Below are 21,817 nucleotides of genomic sequence, written 5' to 3' on the forward strand. Positions count from 1 at the left end.
CCCCTGCCCAGTGGGCAGGGGCGACAGGCCGTAAATTTAAGTCTTTCGTACGTGCCTACACGTTATTACCGCAGTAGTGGTACAATATCTTTTCCGATCAGGCGGATGGAATTCATTAGTTTTTCATGGGCCAGGTTGGCGTTGTCCATTTGAAAAGTGAGTCGGGATATACCACCGAGGGCTTCGCTATGCCGCAATATTTTTTCTGCTACTTCCTGCGGACTTCCTACCAGCAAGGCGCCTGTAGGACCGGTTTGTGCTTCAAACTGGCCGCGTGTTACGGGGCCCCAGCCGCGTTCCCTGCCAATTTTGGTGAAAGTTTCTGCATAGCCTGGGAAAAACTCATCCCTGGCTTGTTGTGAGGTTTCAGCGATATAGCCCAGCGAATGTAGGCCTACCGTCAGTTTTTCGGGCGCATGCCCAGCTTTCTTGCCAGCTTCTCGATAGATATCAATCAGGGGCCGGAAACGATGGGTTTCACCGCCGATGATGGCCACCATCAGTGGAAGGCCTAAAGTACCTGCACGAGCGAAGGATTGCGGCGTACCGCCTACTCCCAGCCAGATAGGCAGCGGATCCTGAACAGGACGAGGATAGATGGCAATATTGTTAAGGGGAGCCCTGAATTTGCCTTTCCATTGCACGGATTCATGGTCCCGGATTTGGAGGAGCAGATTTAGTTTCTCTACGAAAAGCTCATCATAGTCTTGGAGGTTGAAACCAAAGAGGGGATAGGCTTCCACGAAGGAACCGCGGCCCACCACCATTTCAGCGCGCCCTCCGGAAATGATATCGAGTGTAGCAAAATTCTGGAATACACGCACCGGATCTGCCGCACTGAGCACGGTTACTGCACTGGTAAGGCGGATATTTTTGGTACGAGCAGCGGCCGCCGCCAATATCATCGTGGGAGCGGAGTCCAGGAATTCCTTCCGGTGATGTTCTCCAATCCCGAAAACATGCAATCCTGCCTGGTCTGCGAGATCAATGCGACGCAGCAAATTTTCCATTTCCCGCATATCCGCTGCGGGATCATGCTGGCCACTCTGCGATTTGGTGGCAGCGAAACTATCTATTCCTACTTCCATAGTATGTCCGATTATCTATATTCAGACATTCAAACTACGCAATATGTTCTATTAACGGATAAATTTTCTGATGCGATTGATGGCGCTGGCATGCAAACCGTGATGGAAGGCGGAAAAAGCAATGGCTTCATCGAGGCTAGTCACCTCTCCACCTACCAAGGGTGTCCAGTTGGTATATTCCTTAAATAAACCACTATTATAATCCGCCACAAAATCATCTATGGTATGAATCATGTAGCCTTTCACCTGTTGAATTTGCGCTTGATCGTATGCTTGTTCTGGTTTGGTACCACGACGGAATGTTTCAATGAATTCCTTATTAATCCGGTAGGGTTGATGGCTGGCCCTATACCAAATTTGTTGGTCGGAGGTAATGAGGTGGCCCAGGTTCCAGAGGATATTATTGTTAAAGCCTTCTGGAATCAGGTTTAATTGCTCTGCTGAAAACGTATCAAACAGTTCAAGGGCCTGGGTGCGATAATTACGAATGATCGTGATGGCATTTTTCATAATGGGAATGAGGTTTAGATAAGGCTGCAAAGTAAAGCAATTGCAGGCAGGGCTGTAAGTATTGCACTGCCAATTTAGGAACTAAAACGGACAATATAAAAACTAAGGTAGTTCCACTACAAAAACGTACCACATGGTATTGTTGACAGGAAAAGCGTGCATGCTATACCGATAGCTGAGTGTTTGTAACATACTGAGTACTGGCGCTATAGGCGCAAAGGAAGCCCAACTGAAATAAAGTCGCCCAGAGGGAAGGAGATAATCCTTTGCTTCCGCTAGGAACCGTTGTAGCAGCACTATCGTAGAATTGTTGCCTTGCCAGATGTCTTCCAGGATGGGAAGGTTACCAAAGATATAATCATATTTCCCGCTGATATTATCAAATAGATCAGACTGCACCGTCGTGATTTTATCTTCCAGGTGATGAACCGTAATATTCATCAACGTGTTGGAAACCGCTTTGGCGCTGATATCTGCGGCTACCACTTTAGATGCGCCTTGTTTACCAGCCAGAATACTGAGTATGCCAGAGCCGCAACCTATGTCCAGTACCGCTTTTTCCTGCATGTCTGGCAGGAAATTCATGAGGAAAGGAGTGGATCTAGTAAGTTGTTCATCCGGAGAAAATACGCCATCCAATATGTGTAATCGTATATCCTTCACCGGTATCTCGTAATCCGGATGATCCAAGAGGTAACGCCACGGCGCAAATTTCCTGCGGCAGACGATTACTTTCTGGTATACTTTGAAAGGTTGATCTTGTAAGGTTTGTTTTAGATAGTTGATGATACTGTGTTTATGCAGACTATAAGGCACTGGGTATTGATCGAAAAACAGGGATAGTGATTGATACAGGGTATCATAATCTTCATAGTGAATAGCAGCAGGAATCGTAAATGTAATATGCGGAATGCCGGTTAATGCACTGGCAATCTGCGGATAGGTAGGATGATAATCCCGTTGGATATTCTGGTAGAAAAATTCTTTTAAGGGGCCATAGTCTTCCTCCTGGCCATTCACCACAATAATGAGGATACCATTGTCTGTGAGGGAATCCAGCATTTTGTCGATGGCACTGCGTTTTTGTTGCAGGTAGTAAAATACGTGGGAAGCGATGATGACGTCGAATTTTTTCTCTAGTTGTACATCCTCCCAGGCACCAGTGACGAGGGTGATATCATCTGGTAATTGCAGTGCTTCCGTATCTTTTTCTACGATCGTATAATCATGAAAGAGGTGGCGTAGATTCCTGGAGAAAACGGGGTCTGTGCCAACGCCTATTTCCAGGCATGACTGCCAGGATTCCTGACTGATAATTTTAAGGATACTATTGATGATAACGGTTTTTTCATCCGACTGATGAAGAAACTGGTTAAAATTATCGTGGTTGAAGGACATGGAATCTGTAGCCATATGCAATTAGTTTTGCTATAAATTACTGCATTACACTGCTTTACTTTTTCACAGGATATTTTTTCGAGAGATGGCCATCGCGCAGCAACAATTTTTCTATTTTAATGTTTGAACTCATAAACGCCTTTTCATGGAACCTGTTGCCTTACGTAGTGTACCTGGGAGATGGATTATGGTCACCACCATTCTAGCCTCCACCATGGCTTTTATTGATGGTACTGCGCTGAATGTTGTGCTGCCAGCATTACAGAAAGGGCTGAAGGCCTCTGCGGCAGAACTGTTCTGGGTATTGAACGGATATATGCTGATGTTGGCCTCCTTAATCCTTATTGGTGGTGCATTGGGAGATAAGGTAGGGCGCAAGAAAATATTCACGTTAGGGATTGCCATATTTATTATGGGGTCGGCAGCATGTGGACTCGCTTCCTCAGCGGGGATGTTGATTGCATGTCGGGTAATACAGGGGATAGGCGGCGCTTTCATGATACCTGGGAGTTTGGCCATTATCAGTGCCAGTATCCAGCAGGATGAAAGGGGGAAGGCCATTGGTACTTGGTCAGCCTTTACCACATTTGTGACCATGGGCGGCCCCTTATTGGGTGGCGCTCTCGCCGACGCCGGACTCTGGCGGGGGATATTCTTTATCAATGTACCGATCGGGCTTGCTGTATTATACTTTCTTCATAAGCATGTAGCAGAAACGCGGGATGAAGATGCTGTAGACAGTCAACCTGATTATCCGGGCGCAATCTTTATCGCCTGCGGACTCGCAGCATTGACCTTTGGCTTTCTGCGCATGCCGCAGGCGGGATGGAAGGCTGTCTCCGTATATGGATCACTGTTAGTAGGTGTTATTTTACTCATCGCATTTATTGTCCGGGAAGCCACTTGTCCCAATCCCATGATGTCATTGAAACTTTTCAAGAACAGGATCTTTGCGGGGGCCAACCTGTTGAGTTTCTTTCTCTATGCAGGTTTGGGAGGAGGCATGTTGTTTTTGGGGCTCAATTTGGTGCAGGCACAAGGCTATACGCAGTTGGAATCGGGGTTTAACTTTTTGCCTTTTTCCTTATTGATGATTTCATTGTCCAGGTGGATGGGGGCTATGGCAGATAAGTATGGTCCCCGATTTTTCCTGGTAACGGGGCCACTGGTGGCAGGGGCGGGCCTTTTCCTCTTATCGACCATCCAGCAAACGAAAGGTTTCCCAGATTATTGGACCACTTATTTTCCTGGAATACTAGTATTTGGTTTGGGGATGTCTATCACGGTATCTCCATTGACGGCTGCGGTGATGGGAGCTGTTAGTCAGCATCAGTCCGGGACTGCTTCCGGCGTGAACAATGCCGTGACGAGGATTGCCAGTGTATTTGCCACTGCCATCTTTGGAGCGCTGGCCGTATTATTTTTCTCCGATGCTGTTCATTCTTGCGTGTATACTTTACCGTTATCTCCGGCAGACAAAGAAGCAGTAGTGTCGCAAGCCAAGAACCTGGGCGATGCTGCCGTGCCGCCGCAAATACCTGCTGCATATCAAAAAGCCATTGCAGCTAATTACCGTGATGCCTTTATTAATGCATATGGGAAGGTCATGAAACTATGCGCCTTGCTGGGACTGCTAGCCAGTATGATGGCCTGGATTTTTATTCGCACACCTAAGTCATCCGCGGAACAGTGATGAAAAGTACCATTATTTGCATGGTAAGTACCTTTTTGATCCAAAGGGCTGCTGTAATTTTACAGTGTAAAACATGATTACATTCCCGATTAGCGATAGCAATTATCTTAGCTAGACAGGCTTACTGGAGGCGATTATCCTCAGTGACGGGGGGACAGGCATCAGCAAAATAGGTGCAGATAAAGTGGGTGCAGGTTGCAATTTGCATCAGGTGGATAAGGAGGTTGATGCATGCATGGAAATGAGGGTTTTTAAAATCGCAGCGATATAAGATAAAGCGGGGGCTTAAGCTTGTTTTTGCTTTGAGATGGCCTTCCTGCAAGTGGTTTGCAGGAGGCCATCCTTATTTTAGAAACTATATCTTACAGCTACATAAATATTCCGGGGAGCCTGTACAAAGTATTTTACAGCACCGTTTTCATCTACCGCGCCATTGTTGTAATACAATTTATTTGTCAGGTTATTGAGGAGGAAAGAAAAAGTATAACGGGAAAGCATATACTGTATTCTGGCATTCATCAACAGGTAATCATCAATACTAGCAGTATTGGCAAAGTCGATATACGATTTGCCTTGATAACGTGCTGAAAGGCCTACCAGTACCTGTTTAAATCGGTAGGTAGCTTCTTGGTTGATGATTAGTGCAGGTGTTAATACCGGACTGAATGTTGTCTTATCTTCTTTAATCCTGCTATAGTTCCAGGAAGCATTGTTGGTGAGTGTTAACCCTGCACAAGGTTTATAGGTAGCTGAAAATTCCAATCCTGTACGAAAACTATTACTCACGTTATTGGTCAGTAGCAGGCCATTAGGGCCAATCTGGCCGTTCAATACAATTTCATTTCTGAATTTCATGTAATAGCCATTGAACTGTACTGCCAGTTGATGGTATTGCCATTTTATGCCCAATTCTTGGTCTGTTACCGATTCCGCCTTACTGTTGTAGATCAGTGGGCGATGTTGTTCATCCGTTGCCAGGTCATCATTTCCACCGAAGATATCGTTGCGGGTAGGTTCCCTACCGGTGTTGCCGATGCTGTAATACAGACTAGTATGTTTACCTGCGTTGAAAGATACGCCTGCACGGGGATTCAGGAAAGACCAATGCATTTGCTCAAAGGGCACGCTGCCTTTGTAATCAAAAGTAGTGTAGCGGTACTGGAGATCTCCGTATAGGGTAAACCGTTGGAGGTTGTATTCTAGTTTACTGAACGCGCTTATTTCATTTTTATAACCTCGGTTGCGATACAATTCTCCAGCGGTATCATCTTTACCTAGATGCCTGCGGGTGTAGATATTGCCGTGGATGCCGGTTGTCCAGTTGAGGTGATTACGGGTGAGGGTATAGTTGCTGAATATACCTGTGAAATGAGAACGGAAGTTATAATGAAACAGGTTGCCATTAGAGGGCTGGCCCATAAAATTATTTCCATCAAAGCCGTAGCCGCCGTTGAGGTAGGTGTAGTACACGCTGGAATTGATGGTTGCATGCTCGCTTAAGCGTAGTTGATGTTGGAGTTGTACTAGGCTTTGGAAGAATTCATCTTTTTCCGCTTTGGTATTCGCATTGGCCCGACGGTTGATTTTTATTAGCGAGTCCGCCACCGGGAGCCATGCCATGCCGTTTTGTTGATGGCCCGCCATGCCGTTCAGTTTCCAGGTACTTTTATCGCCGAAGTAGGCGCCACTGAGAAAAGCCGATTGCGAGTTGTTGAATGCATGTTCTTTATAACCATCCGTGTGTACTTGGGATGCGCGGGCGTAGAAAGCCTTTCTGTTTTTTACGCCACTATTGTATTCACCAGAGACGCGGAAGCTGTTCCAGGCGCCATAACCGGCCGTAATGGCGGCGCTGCGGGGCTGTTGCAGATCTGGCGAGAATAACTGCAAGCTCCCGGCATAACTGGCTGCTCCGTTTTTAGAAGTGCCTGCGCCGCGTTGTATTTGTAGTTTACTGACAGAAGAAAGAATGTCTGGATAGTTGGAGAAATACGCGCCTTGGTCTTCCGGTTCATTCAGGGGCATGCCGTCGAGGGTGGTATTGATCCTTGTTTGGTCGATGCCACGGAGCCTGTAATAGGCGTATCCCTGTTGATTGCCCGCATCGGAATAAACAGTAATAGATGGCGTTTCAGCGAGCAAGAAAGCAGGTTCTTGTCCTGTGTTTTTCTCTTTTAGGGTACGAATATCCAGGTTCTGGAAGGTAACAGGAGTGGTTTTTTGTGCCTGATAGATGGTGATTTCCCGAAGGTGCTTGGTGCTATCCGAATGGATGGAACTTGTATCCTGCGCTTGGGTGGAAAGTCCTGCTAATAGGCACAGGGCTGGGAATAAAAATTGATTTTTCAACAATTATTGTATTTTTTACACAAATATAATTGCTTTTTATATATCCCCAAAAAGTTTGTGTACGTATAGTCGTTTGTGTTAAAAGAAATCTGCTGACGGATACTTACATTTGGAACATGGATCATTACCAGGAAACGTTTAACATATGGAACAAGTTGGCCGCCCGTTACCAGGCGATGTTCATGGACTTGGACATTTACCATCATTCCTACGATTATTTCTGTGGGCAATTAGGGGAAACTGCTAAGGTATTGGAGTTGGGCTGTGGGCCGGGGAATATTACTCGTTATTTATTGCAGCAGCGGCCTAGTTGGCAGGTGTTGGCAACCGATGTAGCGCCGGCCATGGTGGAACTGGCGGCAGCGGCCAATCCCAGTGCGGAATGCAGGGTATTGGATTGTAGGGAAGTAGCGCACCTGCCTGTTACTTTCAATGGCATTGTGATTGGATTTTGCATGCCGTATCTCACGGAAACGGATAATCGGCAGTTGATGCGGGATTGTTTTGGATTATTGGAAGACGCGGGTCTGCTGTACCTCAGTTTTGTACCTGGAGCGCAGGATCGGTCTGGTTATCAGACGGGCAGTAGTGGCGACAGGCTTTATTTCCATTATTATCCGTTGGAGGTAGTACAGGAGATGTTGTTGCAAGCGGGTTTTGTGTTGTTACAGGATTTCAGTATTGCGTTTCAGCGGAGTGGGGGTGAGGTGGAAACGCATATGGTTTTAGTAGCGCAGAAAAAGACATTGGGTTAGTGTGCATTTGAAGGGAGGTCAACTTTCAACGGACATTGGCCGTGTGTTATTCGAACTTACGTAACACATTTTCAACCAGGTGGTGGTGCAGCCATTTTGCGGCGGCTCTTGTGTCTTCATCTTTGGTGCCGCGGCCGGCCACCAGTTCAAGGCCCCAGGCTCTGCCATCTAATTCGAAGAGTATTTCCGAAGGGGTTGTGGGTTCAACGATCAGCCAGATGGCGAAGCTGATATTTCGGAAGAGGAAGGTGCAATCCCAGGTGAGGTAGTAGAGTTGTTGTTGATAGGGTAACACTTCATTGTATTTCTTGGCTTTACCGGAGTATCTGCCGGTGTCATACACGCCGATTTTAACAGAGGCAGAAGTGTTGGGCATGAGGTAATACATCAGTTTGAGGGTAGGTTTGGGATGATCTCCTCGCCGTCGTAGTACGTCTTTGAAGAGTACCAGCCATATTTCCTGTATTTCGTGAATGAAATGAAGCTCTGTTTTTACATCTACTCCATTGATCCAAACAGACCAGCCAGTGTTTTGTGTACGTTTTAATCCGAATTCCCGGCCGTCGGTAAGATGACGAATAAACTCCCCTGATTTTCCCCATGTCTCAAATCCCAGCATAAACAACTCGTTATTCTCTATGGGAATAGCTTCCATAGCCAGCCTCATGGTGGGCAGGAAGGGGTAGTGTACTTCCTCAATGCGAATGATGTGGCCCTTGTACCGATAGTACAGGCCATCTTTGATGTGCTCCAGTTCGAGTGGCATAGCATACTAATAAAATTAGTAGGTGATTAAAAAAAGTAAGCCCCCGGTAAGTCTACGAATAGCCTTGTGCCGAAGGGCTTTACTTATATGTCTGTTGCAAAAATACTAATATTTTTAGTATTTCAAAATGATTCTGTAATTTTTATTTTTTAAATACTTGTCATGCAATGGGATAGCAGCAGGGAATTGGCAGACTTCTTGAATATGGAGGGATACATCCTATACTGTGTATGAAAGTCATTTCTACAAAGCAGAGTTACCTGCATTATTTTCTGGAATTTTCCCGTTATCCTAGCTTGATGAGGGGCGCTTTCGTTCTTGCAATTTTCTATGTCCCTTTTGATAAAATCAGAACTGCATTCACGAGAAGTATGTCGCTAGAAGAAGAGCAGTTGCGGATCGACTATGTAAAATGGTTCCGCAAACGCACCATGGAAATTCCATTATTACAGCTTATCATTACACTCCACTGTTACCAGGATGATATCCGGTTACCCGAATATTATGTCATGAGTTTGGAAATAAATGGGGAAGTCCATTATGAACTAGATAGCAGGGACGGCTATACGAAAGAAACCTTGCTGGCTTTTATGGAAGATTTTACAGCAGCGAAAAATGCTTGCGCGCTGAAACGCAACGTAGCAGCGGAACGCAAAGGAATTTGTTAGTGATGATTGATGGTTACGGGAGATGCGTGCCATGGCTGACTTGTTTTGTATTTTAAAATTTACGATACAAAGTAACGATGTCATTCGGAAGTAGCGAGCCCGGATACACTTACTTTTTAATATCCCAAACATCCACCCATTTTGATTTTCCATTATCCAGCAAGATGACTTTGAGCTGGCAGTTGGCCGTATCTTTTCTATCTACAATGGCACCGAATAGACGCGTGTCCTGCTTTATGGAGAAGATAACTGTATCGCCTATACGGAATTTATTTAGTTGTTGCCTTTTGACGATGGAGTCCAGCACTCTTACTTCTTCCAAGTGGGCCATGTAGTACTGCATGCTTTCCCCGAATTCATCCTGTTGGCCCTTGAGGTGGTGGTAATAACGCTGGAAAATGAGCTTGGAGATATCTTGCGGACCGGAAATTCCAAATGTTTCAAAATAGCTTTTTAACCTTGATTGCTTCCACAAGCCCCAATGCTGCCTGATCCAGGAGCCATAACGCTGCTCCATGGCTCCAATGAAAAAATAGACCGGCATTTCTTTATACCGGACCTTATCACTATCGGATACAAATTTATCTAGTTGCTGCATGCATTCGTTCAGATCTGCTGGGATGTATTTGCGCTCTTTGTCGGACATTCCCTGGCTGCACGCTGCCATAGCAGTTGTTATCAGTAAGAGGAAAAGAATAACAGATTTCATGGTCAGGTAGTATAGGTGGCTGATGGGAATATACTGGATTTCCATATATGTTAAAACGCAGTGGCCATTCCATGTGAGCTGATTGTAGCCAGGGCGACTCTCATCTCCCGAAACTCATCCGCTTTATTTCCGTTTCATTCCCCGATTCTTCCGGTTGGTCAGATAGTAAATAGTTATGCATCCTGCTTATTGGAAATTTGCGCTGTAAAATAAAGTGTTATGGCTTGGATATATCTTCTTTTAGCAGGATTCTTTGAGATGGGTTGGCCATTGGGACTCAAAATTTCCCAGGCTGCCGATAGCAAATTTCCAGGGATTGCACTGGCTGTATGCGCTATGGCACTCAGTGGTGTTTTCCTTTGGATGGCCCAGAAATCCATTCCTATCGGGACCGCATACGCCGTCTGGACAGGCATCGGGGCGGCAGGTACTTTCTTTATCGGAATATTCTTTTTCAATGACCCCGCTTCCTTCTGGAGAATCTTTTCAGCGATGCTGATCCTGATGGGAGTAATCGGACTTAAACTCAGCGCATAAACGCCCATTAATTACATTTTATGAGAATAGGCATTTCACTCATTAGCGGGGCAGCAGGATCATTACTGCTGCTCTTCGCTGCGACAGGCTGTAATCAACAGGAAAACGCTCCCCAGGAGCAAGTGACCAGGGCATTCCCTGTGCTCACCGTACAACCCACCGATGCTACGGTAGATTTACAATATCCCGCACACCTGGAAGGAAAGGTGAACGTGGACATCCGCTCCCAGGCCGATGGTTACCTAGAGAAAATCTTTACAGACGAAGGGGCCTTCGTACAGAAAGGGCAATCCTTGTTTAAAATCAATGATCAGTCCCTGAAAGAGCAGCTCCATACCGCCCAGGCTGGACTGCTGGCCGCACGCGCAGCCCTCACTACGGCAGACCTAGAAGTCTACAAAAGTGAAGAGCTCTATAAAAATCACGTGGTATCCGATTACCAACTGAAAGCGGCAAAAGCAACACAGGCAAATGCTAAAGCACAGGTGGCCCAACAGGAAGCTACCGTTGCTGCCGCCAAAGTAAACCTGGATTTCTCCCTCATAAAAGCCCCTGTGAGCGGGTATATCGGTCGTATTCCGAAGCGTATCGGGAACCTGATTACCAAAACGGACCAGCAACCACTGACACATCTCTCGGATATCAGTGAAATGTATGCTTATTTCTCCATGACAGAGCAGGATTTCCTCCGACTCACAGAGCAATACAAAGGTAGCATCACCGATAAGATAGCTGCCATGCCACCAGTCACCTTACTCCTTGCTAACGGTAAACCCTATACGCAAAATGGTAAAGTACAAATGATAGACGGCCAGTTTGATCCTGCTACAGGCGCTATCAGCGTTCGGGCTGCATTTGACAATAAAGAAGGCATCCTTCGCTCCGGCAATACCGGGAAGATCATCCTGGGGGAAAAACACAACGGTGTGCTCTTAGTGCCTGTTCTCGCCACACTGGATGTACAGCACAAAATATTTGTATACCGCCTGGCCAAAGATAATAAGGCAGAAAGGATAGCTATCTCCATAGCAGGTAAAAGCGGCAATAACTACCTCGTGAGCGCCGGTCTGAAGGCGGGCGACCGCATCGTCGGGAAGGACCTGCAATTGGTGAAGGAAGGCGAAACCGTACCTGTAGCCAATATTAATTTTACTAACTAGTTAGCCTATACGAAAATTGATTTTCCATGCTTAAAAATATTATTACCAGGCCCGTATTGGCTACTGTTATCTCTGTGATATTGGTGCTATTGGGTTTGGTGAGTCTACAAAAATTACCCGTTACCCAATTCCCGGATATTGCGCCACCAACGGTTTACGTGTCTGGTGCCTATCCCGGCGGTAACGCGGAAAGCGTGACCCGCTCCGTTATCACACCGCTGGAAGATGCTATCAATGGGGTGGAGAATATGGATTATATCACCTCCACAGCGGGCAGCGACGGTTCCTTTTCGTTGCGCGTGGTATTCCGCCTGGGCGTTAACCCTGACCAGGCAGCAGTGAACGTGCAAAACCGCGTAGCGCAAGTCAACAGCTTGGTGCCGGAAGAGGTGGTACGCGCAGGTATCACTACCAGCAAGCAACAGAACAGTACCATCATGTATTTTAACCTGGTCAGTAACGATAGTACCAAATACGATGAACTGTTTCTACAGAACTACGCTAAAATTAACCTCATCACCGCGCTGAAACGTATACCTGGCGTAGGAAACGTGAACCTCTTCGGAGGGAAGGATTACGCAATGCGCATCTGGCTGGACCCTCAGAAAATGGCGGTGAATAACCTTACGCCACTAGATGTACATGCGGCCATTGCCAATAGCAGTCTGGAAGCCTCTCCAGGAAAGTTCGGGGAACAATCCAATGCGCCGATGCAATATGTGGTGAAGCATAAAGGGAAACTGAAAACGCCCGAAGAATTTGAACGCATTGTGTTAAAAGCCAATGCCGACGGCTCTATGCTACGTATCAAAGATGTAGCCAGGGTAGAATTTGGCGCCAGTTTTTACGACAGTAATAACAAGGAAGACGGTAAACAAGCCGTGACGATGGGTATTCAGCAAACGGCTGGGTCCAACGCGAATGAAATTGAAATTGCAGTACGTAAACAGTTGGAACAGGAAAGCAAACGTTTCCCGAAAGGAGTGGAGTTTCATGTGTTACAAAGCGTGAAAGAGCGACTAGACCAATCTGTGAAACAGGTAAAAAGTACGCTGATAGAGGCTTTTATCCTGGTGTTCATTGTCGTGTTTCTCTTCTTACAAGATTTCAGATCTACCCTGATCCCGGCGATTGCCGTGCCAGTGGCGATCATCGGCACTTTCTTCTTCCTATCCCTGATGGGCTTTACCATCAATATATTAACACTCTTCGCGCTGGTATTGGCTATCGGGATTGTGGTGGATGATGCTATTGTGGTGGTGGAGGCAGTGCATGCGAAGATGGATAAAACAGGGCAGGATGCAAAAACAGCTACGGTGAGCACTATGGGAGAAATCACCAGTGCGATTATATCCATTACCCTGGTGATGTCTGCGGTATTTCTACCGATTGGATTTATGGACGGACCGGCAGGTATCTTCTACAAACAGTTTGCGTTTACGTTGGCTGTGGCGATTCTTATTTCCGCAGTGAATGCGCTGACGCTGAGTCCTGCGCTCTGCGCATTGTTGCTAAAGAATCACGGGAAAGCGCATACGAAAAAGTCGGAGACCTTTAAACAACGTTTCTTTACCGCTTTCAATACAGGTTTTGAGCAAATGACCAACAGATATATCCGCGTCGTGAAATTCTTGGTCAGCAAAAAGTGGCTGGCATTAGGCGGACTCACTATCATCGGGGTTTTCTCTTTCTGGCTGATGAACAAAGCGCCTAAGGAGTTTATTCCCTCAGAAGACGACAGCTTTATGTTATACTCGCTGTCGCTCGCTCCTGGAACGAATCTACAGCATACCACCGCGGTGATCTCCCGTATAGACAGTGCTTTGCAAAAGATGCCGGAAGTAAAAACAGTGACCAGTGTATCCGGGTTCAATCTGATCAGTAATAGTGCCGGGCCTTCCTACGCCATTGGGTTTATTAAACTGAAGCCCACTAAGGATCGTGGGGCTATCCAGGATATGGATGCAATCCTGATGGCGATGAACGAAAGATTGCAGCCGCTCGCGGAAGGAGAACTGAGTATGTTCCGCAATCCGCCAGTAGATGGATTTGGCGCGGTAAATGGTGCGGAGCTGGTGTTACAGGATAAACAAGATCATGGCATCAATGAATTTAACGCTACTGCGAAAGAGGTCATTGCGAAACTAAATACCCTTCCGCAGGTAGGATTTGCCTTTACCACTTTCCGTAGCGATTTTCCGCAGTTTGAGATGAAGATTGATGAGGATAAGGCACAACAACTGGGTACTACGGTGAAGGATATACTCTATACGTTGCAGTTGTTTTATGGTGGCTCACAGTCGAGCGACTTTGTCCGGTTCGGTAAGTTTTATCGGGTGTACATGCAGGCGGCTGGCGAGTATCGCGCAGATGAGCAGTCGCTCAGCCAAGTGTTTGTACGGTCTCAAAACGGGAACATGATTCCACTGAATACACTGGTGACTTTGGAAAGAGTGTATGGCCCGGAAGTAGTGGAGCGCTATAATCTCTTCAATAGTGTTACCATCAATATTTTTCCTAAAGAGGGTTACAGTAATTCGCAGGCGATGGCCGCAGCGGAAAAGCTGCTGGAGTACGATCTGCCGGCAGGATATGGCTATGAGTGGAGTGGGTTGAGTAAAGAAGAAAAGAAAACAGGCGGGCAGATGCTCTTTATTTTCGGCCTTTGTTTGCTCTTTACTTACCTGTTATTGTCTGCCCAATATGAGAGTTACCTATTGCCGCTGGCGGTTATATTTTCCATTCCAACTGGTATCCTGGGCGTATTCCTGGCTACTGGCCTCACTGGCATAACGAATAGTATTTATGTACAGGTAGGGTTGATTATGCTGGTAGGATTGCTGGCTAAGAATGCCATCTTGATAGTAGAATTCGCGTTACAGGCGAGGAAAGATGGCATGAGTCTGACGCGTTCTGCGATAGCCGGGGCCCGCCAGCGTTTGCGTCCTATCCTCATGACCTCCATCGCATTTGTAGCGGGTTTGGTGCCGCTGATGTTTGCACAAGGGCCGTCTGCGGCGGGTAATCATGCTATCAGTATCAGTGCCGCCGGAGGCATGATTACAGGCGTATTGTTGGGATTATTTATCATTCCTGTGCTGTACGTGGTATTCCAATGGATGCAGGAAAAATTCGCTGTCAATAAAAAGTGAGACATGAACATAACTAAATTAATATATATCGGTTTGTTGGGGAGTGTGATGGTTTCATGCAGTGTGACCAAGAATTTTCAACGGCCGGATGTCAACCTACCGGAAAAGTTCCGGCATACAGATATGTTGTTACGGGGAGACACGGTGCTGGTGAGCTACCGCGAGTTTTTCAAGAATGAAACTTTACTGCGTCTCATCGATACTGCATTGGTTAAAAACAGTGATTTGTTGATCGCCATTAAGAATATAGACCTGGCCAGGGCTGGTTTCCGCCAGGTGAAGCTGAATTATTTCCCGGAGCTGAAAGGGCAATTGGATGCTACCCGCAATACCGCCTCGAAGAATAGCTTCAATGGCGCTATGGCAGAGGGAGCAGGCGCTACATTGGCTTATACGGATTTTACTGCTTCCTTGGGAATGAGTTGGGAGATAGACATCTGGGGTAAAATCAAACGACAAAAAGAAGAGGCGTTGGCAGGTTATATTCAACAGCAAGAAGTACGAAAGGCGGTGCAGTCGCGCTTGATAGGGGACGTAGCCAGTGGCTGTTACAACCTACTATTATTGGATCAGCAGTTGCAGATTGCGAATAGGAGTCGTGCCTTGGCGGATAGTACTTTACAGATCATGCAGGTGCAGTTTCGTGTAGGCGAGGCCGATGCCTTGGGGATTCATCAAGCCGTAGCGCAGTTAGAACAGGTAAAACAGTTGTCGTCTAAAATTCGCCAGGATATTGGCTTACAGGAGAATGCATTAAGTTTACTTTGCGGCGTGTATGCGGATACGGTAGTTAGAGCGTCCGTGGCAGGGGCCGAATTGTTAGCACATGCAGACCATTATGAAGTGGCTATATTGGCTGGAAGACCCGATGTATATGCCTCGGAGCTGGAAGTACGAGCAGCAAACGCGCGGGTAGGTGTCTCCCTAACAAATCTATATCCCGCACTGACCCTCTCCGCCACTGGCGGATTGAATGCCCTGAAGGCGTCTGATTGGTTCAGTGTTCCCGCCTCTTTGTTTTCCACTGTAGCAGGCGGATTGGTACAACCTATATTTCATCAAGGCAGATTGAAGCTCCAGTATGAACAGGCAAAAATAGAAAGAGATAAGGCTGTTATCAGCTTCAGACAGACCGTACTGAATGCTTACAAAGAAGTGGCAGACGCAAATGTAAAGGCACAAGAACTGGGGCTTCAACTGCAATTTGCACAAAACCGGGAACAGGAGCTGCAAAAGGCAGTCAATGCTGCTGGGATCCTGTTTAAAAACGGGAGTGCCAATTACCTGGATATTATCACCGCAGAGAGTAATTACCTGCAAGCGGGGCTGGAAGCGGCCCAGTTGCGAAATGAACAGTTGCTCAATCGCATTGCGTTATTCCAGGCCATTGGTGGTGGGATGAAATAAAATATATTTGTCATGAAACTTCTAGGCTATGTTGGACAGTAAAAGAACAAAGATATACTATAAGGTGTTTTTCATAATCGTAGTGTATGTGTTGGTAGATTTGCTGACATATGCGCTGAACCCGAATAGTATAGCCTGGAAGGACTACTGGACGCAGCCTGCATGGGATATTTTTGAACGCGTTGCTACCGGATTTGCCCAATCCTGGGCCATCATAGAAGGTAGTATCTGGATTGCCAAAGTATTGGACAGGTACATTGGCTGGTCGGGGTTTCCAACTTTACGGTATTTGATACAAATTGTATTGGTGGTTGTTTTCGCGGGTATTACCATGTTGGCCATAGATTTTTATTATGTCATCATGTATGGCAATGAGAAACTGAGCGCAGAGCAGGATTTGCATCTATGGCAGTATTTTGTAGTGAGTCTGCTCGTATCCATATTTGTGAGTACTATTAGCACAGGGTATGGCTTCCTACGGCATTGGCAGGCATCTATCCTGGAGGCCACGCAATTGAAAGTAGAAGCAATGGAATTAAAGGAGACAGCCATGCAGGCGGAACTGCAATCGCTCAAACTGCAACTGGACCCGCATTTCATGTTCAATAACTTCAGTACGCTGTCGGATCTTATTCATGTGGCCCCGAAAGAGGCTTCTCTTTTCTTGGATAACTTGTCGCGCGTGTATCGCTATATGGTGCTGAATTTGAAAAAAGATTTGGTACCCTTGAAAGATGAATTACAATTACTGACAGCCTTCTCCTACCTGATAGATATCAGGCATGGCAAGAATGTACAGATACAGATGGATATTCCAGAAGCCTATCATCCATTGCATATTCCGCCAATATCGTTGCAATTATTGGTAGAGAATGCCATCAAACATAACAGGGCAACACCTGCATCGCCACTACGGATCAATATTACAGTGGATGCGGCTAGTACATCCGTGGTGGTGGAAAATAATTTACAACCCATTCCATATCCTTTGGAGAGTTCCAAATTGGGATTAGAGAATATCCGTAACCGTTATAGGTTATTATCAGACAGGGTACCGGAAATTTACCAGGATGAAGAGATTTTTAAGGTAAGCTTGCCTTTATTAAACTGAAATTGGTCATGAAGATACTCATCATAGAAGACGAAAAGCATAATGCCGCCCGATTGCAGCGCATTATAGGGGATATATCCGCAGATCATGAAGTACTTGGTATTTTGGAGAGCGTAGAAGATGCAGTAGCCTGGTTTTCCTCGCATCCAGCGCCTGATGTAGCATTGATGGATATACGACTGACAGATGGATTGAGTTTTGATATTTTTAAGGAGACAACCGTCCCTTGTCCGGTCATTTTCACTACTGCATACGATGAATATGCCATACGTGCCTTTAAAGTAAACAGTGTAGACTATCTCCTGAAGCCTATCCAGGAAGAAGACTTGCAACAGGCCCTGGATCGGATTACCCCTGTTCATAAACCCCAGGAACCCTTGCCGGATATAGAACAACTGATGCAATTGATACAACCGCAAACAAAAGCTTATCGCAAGCGTTTTTTGTTACCGGTATATGATGGATTTAAAACCATTCAAGTGGAAGATATCAGTTTCGCGTATTCAGAGCTTAAGGCTACGAAACTGGTGTTGGGCAAGGATCAGGAGGAAACGGTTACTTATTCCTTGGATGAATTAGAAGAAGATTTAGACCCGGAATATTTTTTCAGAGCAAACAGGCAATTCTTGATTCATGTGAATGCCATCGCAAAAATACATAATAGCTTTAACGGTAAATTAAAAGTGGAGCTGAAACATCATCCAGATAAGGAGGTACTTATCAGCAAAGACAAGGCAGCAAGGTTTAAACAGTGGCTGGATAGGTGATACCGCTTTAGCAAAAAACCGGAATTTCCCGTTATATTTTAGAAACCATGATATCGTTTTCACCTGTTATCACTACTTATTGGCAGGATGCCATGCAAAGCGGAGACTTACTCGCGCAAGATGGCGTCTTTATGCTTACTGTTAATCCGGCGTTGGAAGCCTCAGACAGGGTAATGATATTGTCTATTGAAGGAGGTGCCACCCTTGCCGCCGTTACACCTGATATGGCCCGATCTGCTGGATTGTATGGACAGTCGGCATTAACGGAGCAGGTATTTCGCCAGCAGTTGGCCGCTGCTGGGACGCTGTTGAATGGAGCGGATTACCTTTATTATTATACTGCTGCGGAGAAACAGGCGGTATTGGCAGAGCAGCCAGCTAAGAATATTCGGCTACTAACGGAGGCGGATACACGTGCTTTTGAGATCTTTCGATCGCATGCAACGACCGCGGATCTGGATGGGGCTTTTGTGGAATTAGATCATTCGGCGGTATTCGGATATTTTTTCCAGGATCAGCTAGTGGCGGCGGCTAGTATTTATCCATGGGATGCCACCGCGATGATGGATGTAGGAGTGCTTACCCTGGAGGATTTCCGCGGAAAGGGAATAGCTAAAAAGCTGGTACGCGCTATTTTCCGACATGCGATAACGCAGGGTTATGAACCGCAGTATCGTTGTCAGATAGATAATTTGCCTTCTGTACGATTGGCCACAGCGGCCGGTCTGACGCTGTTGGGGAAATGGGAAGTAGTAGTAGATTAAGGATCTGTAGTAAGCTTTCACCTGTAATAATCTTGCTGTTGGCAATGTGTTGCTGCTAATTGGAGTATCCGCTCAAATGCTGGACCATTGGCGTATATACTCATCCATTCAATACCGTTGGAGGCAGGGAAACAAATAGCAATATTTCCTGTTGCCGCTATTGCTTTACATTTCTTAATGGCCGCCGGTGAATTGCCCATATTGGGCGTTTCACTGAGACTGGGCCTATAAGTATGCTGTAATATTTGTGCGAAATCCATCTTATTTTCTGCTAGTTCCAGGACAATGGAACCACGTTCCCATGCGCGGGCTTGCCAGAGATAGGCATGCCCGTTAATACAGTCTTGCGTGAGATCAAACCTGTACTTGCCTTTATCGGCTATCAATATATCGGCATGCGATTGAAAAAAAGGCATTTCTTTCTTTAACCCATACACGCAGGCATAGGAAGCGTTGCTTAATAATGCTTGGATAACCGTTGCACAAGCGGGCATAGGGCTTGTGATGTCATATGCATTATAGTCACCGGCTATGGGTAATAATTCGACCTGGAGTGGTTTGAAATAATCGGATTGCATGGTTAAAATCTACTGTTGCAAGATCCGAATTTTTTGTCATGAAATATTTAGGGTGAGTATATATGTAATAAAATTGTATGTTTAACTTGACTATAAAACCATTTAACTATGAATTTTTTCAACGCCCAATCTTCTTTATTTAAAGGAACTTCCATTGCCGCCATTGTATTTTTATGTTATGGATATGTGTGCAGATGGTGTAGCATCTATTTCTTCTGGGAGAGCAAGACGATTGGTTGGACGCTTTTCTTTGTGTCGATTATCCTATGGATGGCCACCAGAATTAAAAACCGTCCACCAGGTTCCAAGGCGATATGGGAGATGATTGTGTTGGGGATTTCCGCGTTTATCTTGCTTGTTAAGATGATATTCCTTGTTGCCATACCCCATACAGATATTTGTGACAGAACGCTTACTTATATAAAGCAGAACAAAGCCATACAACAGGAAGTCGGCAATATCAAGGGTGTGTTTGTGGTGCCTTTTGGTGGCGTTTCCTCCAGTGGCGGGTCTGACGGTTATGCAGCCGCAGGTGATTTGCATTTTGTAATTAAGGGAGACAAGAAGTACATAGACCTGAATGTACAGGCGATGAAGGATTTCGATACAGATTGGGAATTCGCGATTGTAAGATAAAATCAGCATAACTACTGAAAACTTTCGAACTGTAATAAAATTTTGTATCATTACATTGTCCCTATTAGGATGAATTAAATGAAAGACGTTTTTCCTTATTCCCCGGCACAGGTTACGGAAGCATTTCGTAATCGGGACATACAAATCTTTCAGGACTTATATAAAGCATATAGTGAAGAACTATATCTGCTGGCGCATCATTGGGTGAAAGACAGTGATCTTGCCAAGGATATCGTGCATAATTTGTTCGTTTCCCTCTGGGAAAAGGCGGATCAGATTATTATAGAAGGGCAGGTGAAACATTATTTGTTTCGGGCGATAAGTAACAGGGCGTTGAATGAATTGAAAAGACGCCAGCGTCATGTGGGAGAAGAATTATTACAGTTTCATGCAGATGAACAGTCGTTTCATCATACTTCAGATTATATTCTATTCCAGCGCGAGCTAATGCAGCATTTACAGGGTTTGCCTCCTCGTTGCAGGGAAATATTTCTCCTCAGCCGTATACATGGACTAGAGCCTGCCGAAATCGCCTCCCAGCTTAATATTTCTCTTAATACCGTATACTTTCAAATCTCCATAGCCCTTAAATCTCTTCGAGTAGCCCTCCTTCCGAAAAAAAATTTTTAAAAGGTATCAAAGTTTAGGATAGCTGGATTGTCATTATAGTATACGCATATGGAAAAGCATATAAACGATACCATCATAGCATACCTCAATGATCCCGACAACCAGGAGCTGGCACAAGCCGTTGAATCCTGGCTGAATGCATCTGCCGACAATCGTCAGTTGTTTGCAGTGATGCAGCAGGTATGGGAGTCTGCCGGCCAATTGCCCCAGGAATTTTCCGTACAGGAAGGCTGGGAGTCGTTGACTGCGCAACTGGGTATAGTAGCGCCTCCACCACCAGTGGCAAAAGTGAAATCGATGTACCGTATATGGTGGCGCGTGGCAGCGGTAGTATTGCCTTTACTGGTGTTGACAGGGGCATGGTATGGTTACCATTCCGCAGGGGCAGAGTGGCATACCTTCACCGCCAGCAAGAATGGGATCGACAGTGTTTCGTTGGAGGATGGTTCTAAGGTCATACTGCGTCCTGGTACGGGTATCACCTGGAGATTGGGGAAATCGCAGCGGGAAGTCCGGATGCAGCAGGGAGAAGCCTTCTTGAAGGTAGCAAAAGATGCGAAGCGTGCATTCACCGTGCAACTGCCAACGGGAACTGTCACCGTACTAGGTACCTCTTTTAATATTAAAGCTACCCCTACCTATAGCGACGTGGCGGTCTGGGATGGACGTGTAAGCGTTGCCGGTAGTAAAGGACAACCTATACTACTGACGGCTGGCGGTCTCGCCATTATCGATACAGCAGGGCGTGTTAGTCAGCCTACAGGTCATTATGCCTATCGAGGAAGTTGGAGTAATCGTAATCTTCGTTTCCATGAAAAAAATCTGGAAGTCGTATTGCGCACGATGGAAACGATTTATCATATAAAAATAGCTGTAATGGATGCCAAGCTGTTAGCATTTACAGTAAGCCTTGATGTTTCTGATGTATCAGCGAATGAGGCACTCCAGATACTTTCATTTACCTTGGGTACAGGCATGAAACAGTTGTCTGATAGTACTTACCAGTTAGGGACGGCCAAAAAATAATAGTATCAAGACACGCATATTGTCACTGCATATATCATAGAATAGCATCGATTAACATAGTATTTTAACAACCAGGATCAAGGAAGTCACACATAACACAACTGTTATTTCAC

General features: G+C 45.8%; 20 protein-coding genes. 13 read left to right on the forward strand and 7 right to left on the reverse strand.

Features of this window, described 5'->3' with window-relative positions; all coding sequences use genetic code 11:
• Positions 1-65: 65 nt before the first annotated feature.
• The 3 genes from JO154_RS10835 to JO154_RS10845 form a co-directional block, all read right to left on the reverse strand.
• The gene (locus tag JO154_RS10835; protein WP_291945066.1) at positions 66-1,088 is read right to left on the reverse strand and encodes an LLM class flavin-dependent oxidoreductase; all 1,023 of its coding nucleotides are present in this window, start codon (positions 1,086-1,088) and stop codon (positions 66-68) included.
• Positions 1,089-1,139: 51 nt separating this feature from the next.
• The gene (locus JO154_RS10840; protein WP_291945069.1) at positions 1,140-1,598 is read right to left on the reverse strand and encodes a DinB family protein; all 459 of its coding nucleotides are present in this window, start codon (positions 1,596-1,598) and stop codon (positions 1,140-1,142) included.
• A 102-nt stretch (positions 1,599-1,700) separates the two neighbouring features.
• Positions 1,701-3,011 (reverse strand): methyltransferase, encoded by a 1,311-nt coding sequence (locus JO154_RS10845; RefSeq protein ID WP_291945072.1) that lies wholly within the window; start codon positions 3,009-3,011, stop codon positions 1,701-1,703.
• Between the two features lie 130 nt (positions 3,012-3,141).
• Between JO154_RS10845 and JO154_RS10850 the strand changes: the two genes are divergently transcribed.
• Complete coding sequence (locus JO154_RS10850; RefSeq protein WP_291945074.1) at positions 3,142-4,689, forward strand: MFS transporter; 1,548 nt, start codon at positions 3,142-3,144, stop codon at positions 4,687-4,689.
• A 348-nt stretch (positions 4,690-5,037) separates the two neighbouring features.
• Here JO154_RS10850 and JO154_RS10855 read toward each other — a convergent pair whose 3' ends face one another.
• The gene (locus JO154_RS10855; RefSeq protein ID WP_291945077.1) at positions 5,038-7,038 is read right to left on the reverse strand and encodes a TonB-dependent receptor; all 2,001 of its coding nucleotides are present in this window, start codon (positions 7,036-7,038) and stop codon (positions 5,038-5,040) included.
• 116 nt (positions 7,039-7,154) lie between these two features.
• Between JO154_RS10855 and JO154_RS10860 the strand changes: the two genes are divergently transcribed.
• Positions 7,155-7,793: a class I SAM-dependent methyltransferase gene (locus tag JO154_RS10860; RefSeq protein ID WP_291945080.1), complete on the forward strand. Its 639-nt coding sequence runs from the start codon at positions 7,155-7,157 to the stop codon at positions 7,791-7,793.
• A gap of 46 nt (positions 7,794-7,839) precedes the next feature.
• Here JO154_RS10860 and JO154_RS10865 read toward each other — a convergent pair whose 3' ends face one another.
• Positions 7,840-8,559: a hypothetical protein gene (locus JO154_RS10865; protein WP_291945083.1), complete on the reverse strand. Its 720-nt coding sequence runs from the start codon at positions 8,557-8,559 to the stop codon at positions 7,840-7,842.
• A gap of 230 nt (positions 8,560-8,789) precedes the next feature.
• Between JO154_RS10865 and JO154_RS10870 the strand changes: the two genes are divergently transcribed.
• Positions 8,790-9,227 (forward strand): hypothetical protein, encoded by a 438-nt coding sequence (locus JO154_RS10870; RefSeq protein ID WP_291945086.1) that lies wholly within the window; start codon positions 8,790-8,792, stop codon positions 9,225-9,227.
• Between the two features lie 109 nt (positions 9,228-9,336).
• Here JO154_RS10870 and JO154_RS10875 read toward each other — a convergent pair whose 3' ends face one another.
• Positions 9,337-9,981, reverse strand: a complete 645-nt coding sequence (locus JO154_RS10875; RefSeq protein ID WP_291945088.1) for a DUF6794 domain-containing protein — start codon at positions 9,979-9,981, stop codon at positions 9,337-9,339.
• Positions 9,982-10,155: 174 nt separating this feature from the next.
• Here JO154_RS10875 and JO154_RS10880 point away from each other — a divergent pair, with 174 nt between their 5' ends.
• Genes JO154_RS10880 through JO154_RS10910 form a run of 7 tightly spaced genes read left to right on the forward strand, consistent with a single transcriptional unit; the run spans position 10,156 to position 18,834 of the window.
• Positions 10,156-10,473: a multidrug efflux SMR transporter gene (locus tag JO154_RS10880; protein WP_291945092.1), complete on the forward strand. Its 318-nt coding sequence runs from the start codon at positions 10,156-10,158 to the stop codon at positions 10,471-10,473.
• A gap of 20 nt (positions 10,474-10,493) precedes the next feature.
• Positions 10,494-11,633, forward strand: coding sequence for an efflux RND transporter periplasmic adaptor subunit (locus JO154_RS10885; protein ID WP_291945095.1), 1,140 nt, complete (start codon positions 10,494-10,496; stop codon positions 11,631-11,633).
• 26 nt (positions 11,634-11,659) lie between these two features.
• The gene (locus tag JO154_RS10890) at positions 11,660-14,785 is read left to right on the forward strand and encodes an efflux RND transporter permease subunit (protein WP_291945100.1); all 3,126 of its coding nucleotides are present in this window, start codon (positions 11,660-11,662) and stop codon (positions 14,783-14,785) included.
• Positions 14,786-14,788: 3 nt separating this feature from the next.
• Positions 14,789-16,192, forward strand: coding sequence for an efflux transporter outer membrane subunit (locus tag JO154_RS10895; protein ID WP_291945102.1), 1,404 nt, complete (start codon positions 14,789-14,791; stop codon positions 16,190-16,192).
• Positions 16,193-16,220: 28 nt separating this feature from the next.
• Positions 16,221-17,303 (forward strand): histidine kinase, encoded by a 1,083-nt coding sequence (locus JO154_RS10900; protein ID WP_291945104.1) that lies wholly within the window; start codon positions 16,221-16,223, stop codon positions 17,301-17,303.
• Positions 17,304-17,311: 8 nt separating this feature from the next.
• Positions 17,312-18,070 (forward strand): LytTR family DNA-binding domain-containing protein, encoded by a 759-nt coding sequence (locus JO154_RS10905; protein WP_291945106.1) that lies wholly within the window; start codon positions 17,312-17,314, stop codon positions 18,068-18,070.
• A gap of 47 nt (positions 18,071-18,117) precedes the next feature.
• Complete coding sequence (locus tag JO154_RS10910) at positions 18,118-18,834, forward strand: GNAT family N-acetyltransferase (protein WP_291945109.1); 717 nt, start codon at positions 18,118-18,120, stop codon at positions 18,832-18,834.
• Between the two features lie 17 nt (positions 18,835-18,851).
• Here the strand turns inward: JO154_RS10910 and JO154_RS10915 are convergent, their stop codons facing one another.
• On the reverse strand, positions 18,852-19,412 hold the full coding sequence (locus JO154_RS10915; RefSeq protein WP_291945112.1) for a hypothetical protein: 561 nt from the start codon (positions 19,410-19,412) through the stop codon (positions 18,852-18,854).
• Positions 19,413-19,520: 108 nt separating this feature from the next.
• On the opposite strand from JO154_RS10915, the gene JO154_RS10920 reads away from it, so the two are divergent.
• The 3 genes from JO154_RS10920 to JO154_RS10930 all read left to right on the forward strand — a co-directional run bounded on the left by JO154_RS10920 (position 19,521) and on the right by JO154_RS10930 (position 21,704).
• On the forward strand, positions 19,521-20,048 hold the full coding sequence (locus JO154_RS10920; RefSeq protein ID WP_291945115.1) for a hypothetical protein: 528 nt from the start codon (positions 19,521-19,523) through the stop codon (positions 20,046-20,048).
• Positions 20,049-20,126: 78 nt separating this feature from the next.
• On the forward strand, positions 20,127-20,678 hold the full coding sequence (locus JO154_RS10925; RefSeq protein ID WP_291945118.1) for an RNA polymerase sigma-70 factor: 552 nt from the start codon (positions 20,127-20,129) through the stop codon (positions 20,676-20,678).
• Positions 20,679-20,726: 48 nt separating this feature from the next.
• A complete protein-coding gene (locus tag JO154_RS10930; RefSeq protein ID WP_291945120.1) occupies positions 20,727-21,704 on the forward strand; it encodes a FecR family protein in 978 nt (325 codons plus the stop codon).
• Positions 21,705-21,817 lie beyond the last annotated feature (113 nt).

The sequence above is a fragment of the Chitinophaga sp. genome (genome assembly GCF_019236475.1).
Taxonomy (GTDB): domain Bacteria; phylum Bacteroidota; class Bacteroidia; order Chitinophagales; family Chitinophagaceae; genus Chitinophaga.

Bases quoted from the DNA above. Each gene is read 5' to 3' on its own strand.
- JO154_RS10835 (WP_291945066.1), bottom strand. From the start codon at position 1,088: ATGGAAGTAGGAATAGATAGTTTCGCTGCCACCAAATCGCAGAGTGGC.
- JO154_RS10840 (WP_291945069.1), bottom strand. From the start codon at position 1,598: ATGAAAAATGCCATCACGATCATTCGTAATTATCGCACCCAGGCCCTT.
- JO154_RS10845 (WP_291945072.1), bottom strand. From the start codon at position 3,011: ATGGCTACAGATTCCATGTCCTTCAACCACGATAATTTTAACCAGTTT.
- JO154_RS10850 (WP_291945074.1), top strand. From the start codon at position 3,142: ATGGAACCTGTTGCCTTACGTAGTGTACCTGGGAGATGGATTATGGTC.
- JO154_RS10860 (WP_291945080.1), top strand. From the start codon at position 7,155: ATGGATCATTACCAGGAAACGTTTAACATATGGAACAAGTTGGCCGCC.
- JO154_RS10865 (WP_291945083.1), bottom strand. From the start codon at position 8,559: ATGCCACTCGAACTGGAGCACATCAAAGATGGCCTGTACTATCGGTAC.
- JO154_RS10870 (WP_291945086.1), top strand. From the start codon at position 8,790: ATGAAAGTCATTTCTACAAAGCAGAGTTACCTGCATTATTTTCTGGAA.
- JO154_RS10875 (WP_291945088.1), bottom strand. From the start codon at position 9,981: ATGGAAATCCAGTATATTCCCATCAGCCACCTATACTACCTGACCATG.
- JO154_RS10880 (WP_291945092.1), top strand. From the start codon at position 10,156: ATGGCTTGGATATATCTTCTTTTAGCAGGATTCTTTGAGATGGGTTGG.
- JO154_RS10885 (WP_291945095.1), top strand. From the start codon at position 10,494: ATGAGAATAGGCATTTCACTCATTAGCGGGGCAGCAGGATCATTACTG.
- JO154_RS10890 (WP_291945100.1), top strand. From the start codon at position 11,660: ATGCTTAAAAATATTATTACCAGGCCCGTATTGGCTACTGTTATCTCT.
- JO154_RS10895 (WP_291945102.1), top strand. From the start codon at position 14,789: ATGAACATAACTAAATTAATATATATCGGTTTGTTGGGGAGTGTGATG.
- JO154_RS10900 (WP_291945104.1), top strand. From the start codon at position 16,221: ATGTTGGACAGTAAAAGAACAAAGATATACTATAAGGTGTTTTTCATA.
- JO154_RS10905 (WP_291945106.1), top strand. From the start codon at position 17,312: ATGAAGATACTCATCATAGAAGACGAAAAGCATAATGCCGCCCGATTG.
- JO154_RS10910 (WP_291945109.1), top strand. From the start codon at position 18,118: ATGATATCGTTTTCACCTGTTATCACTACTTATTGGCAGGATGCCATG.
- JO154_RS10915 (WP_291945112.1), bottom strand. From the start codon at position 19,412: ATGCAATCCGATTATTTCAAACCACTCCAGGTCGAATTATTACCCATA.
- JO154_RS10920 (WP_291945115.1), top strand. From the start codon at position 19,521: ATGAATTTTTTCAACGCCCAATCTTCTTTATTTAAAGGAACTTCCATT.
- JO154_RS10925 (WP_291945118.1), top strand. From the start codon at position 20,127: ATGAAAGACGTTTTTCCTTATTCCCCGGCACAGGTTACGGAAGCATTT.
- JO154_RS10930 (WP_291945120.1), top strand. From the start codon at position 20,727: ATGGAAAAGCATATAAACGATACCATCATAGCATACCTCAATGATCCC.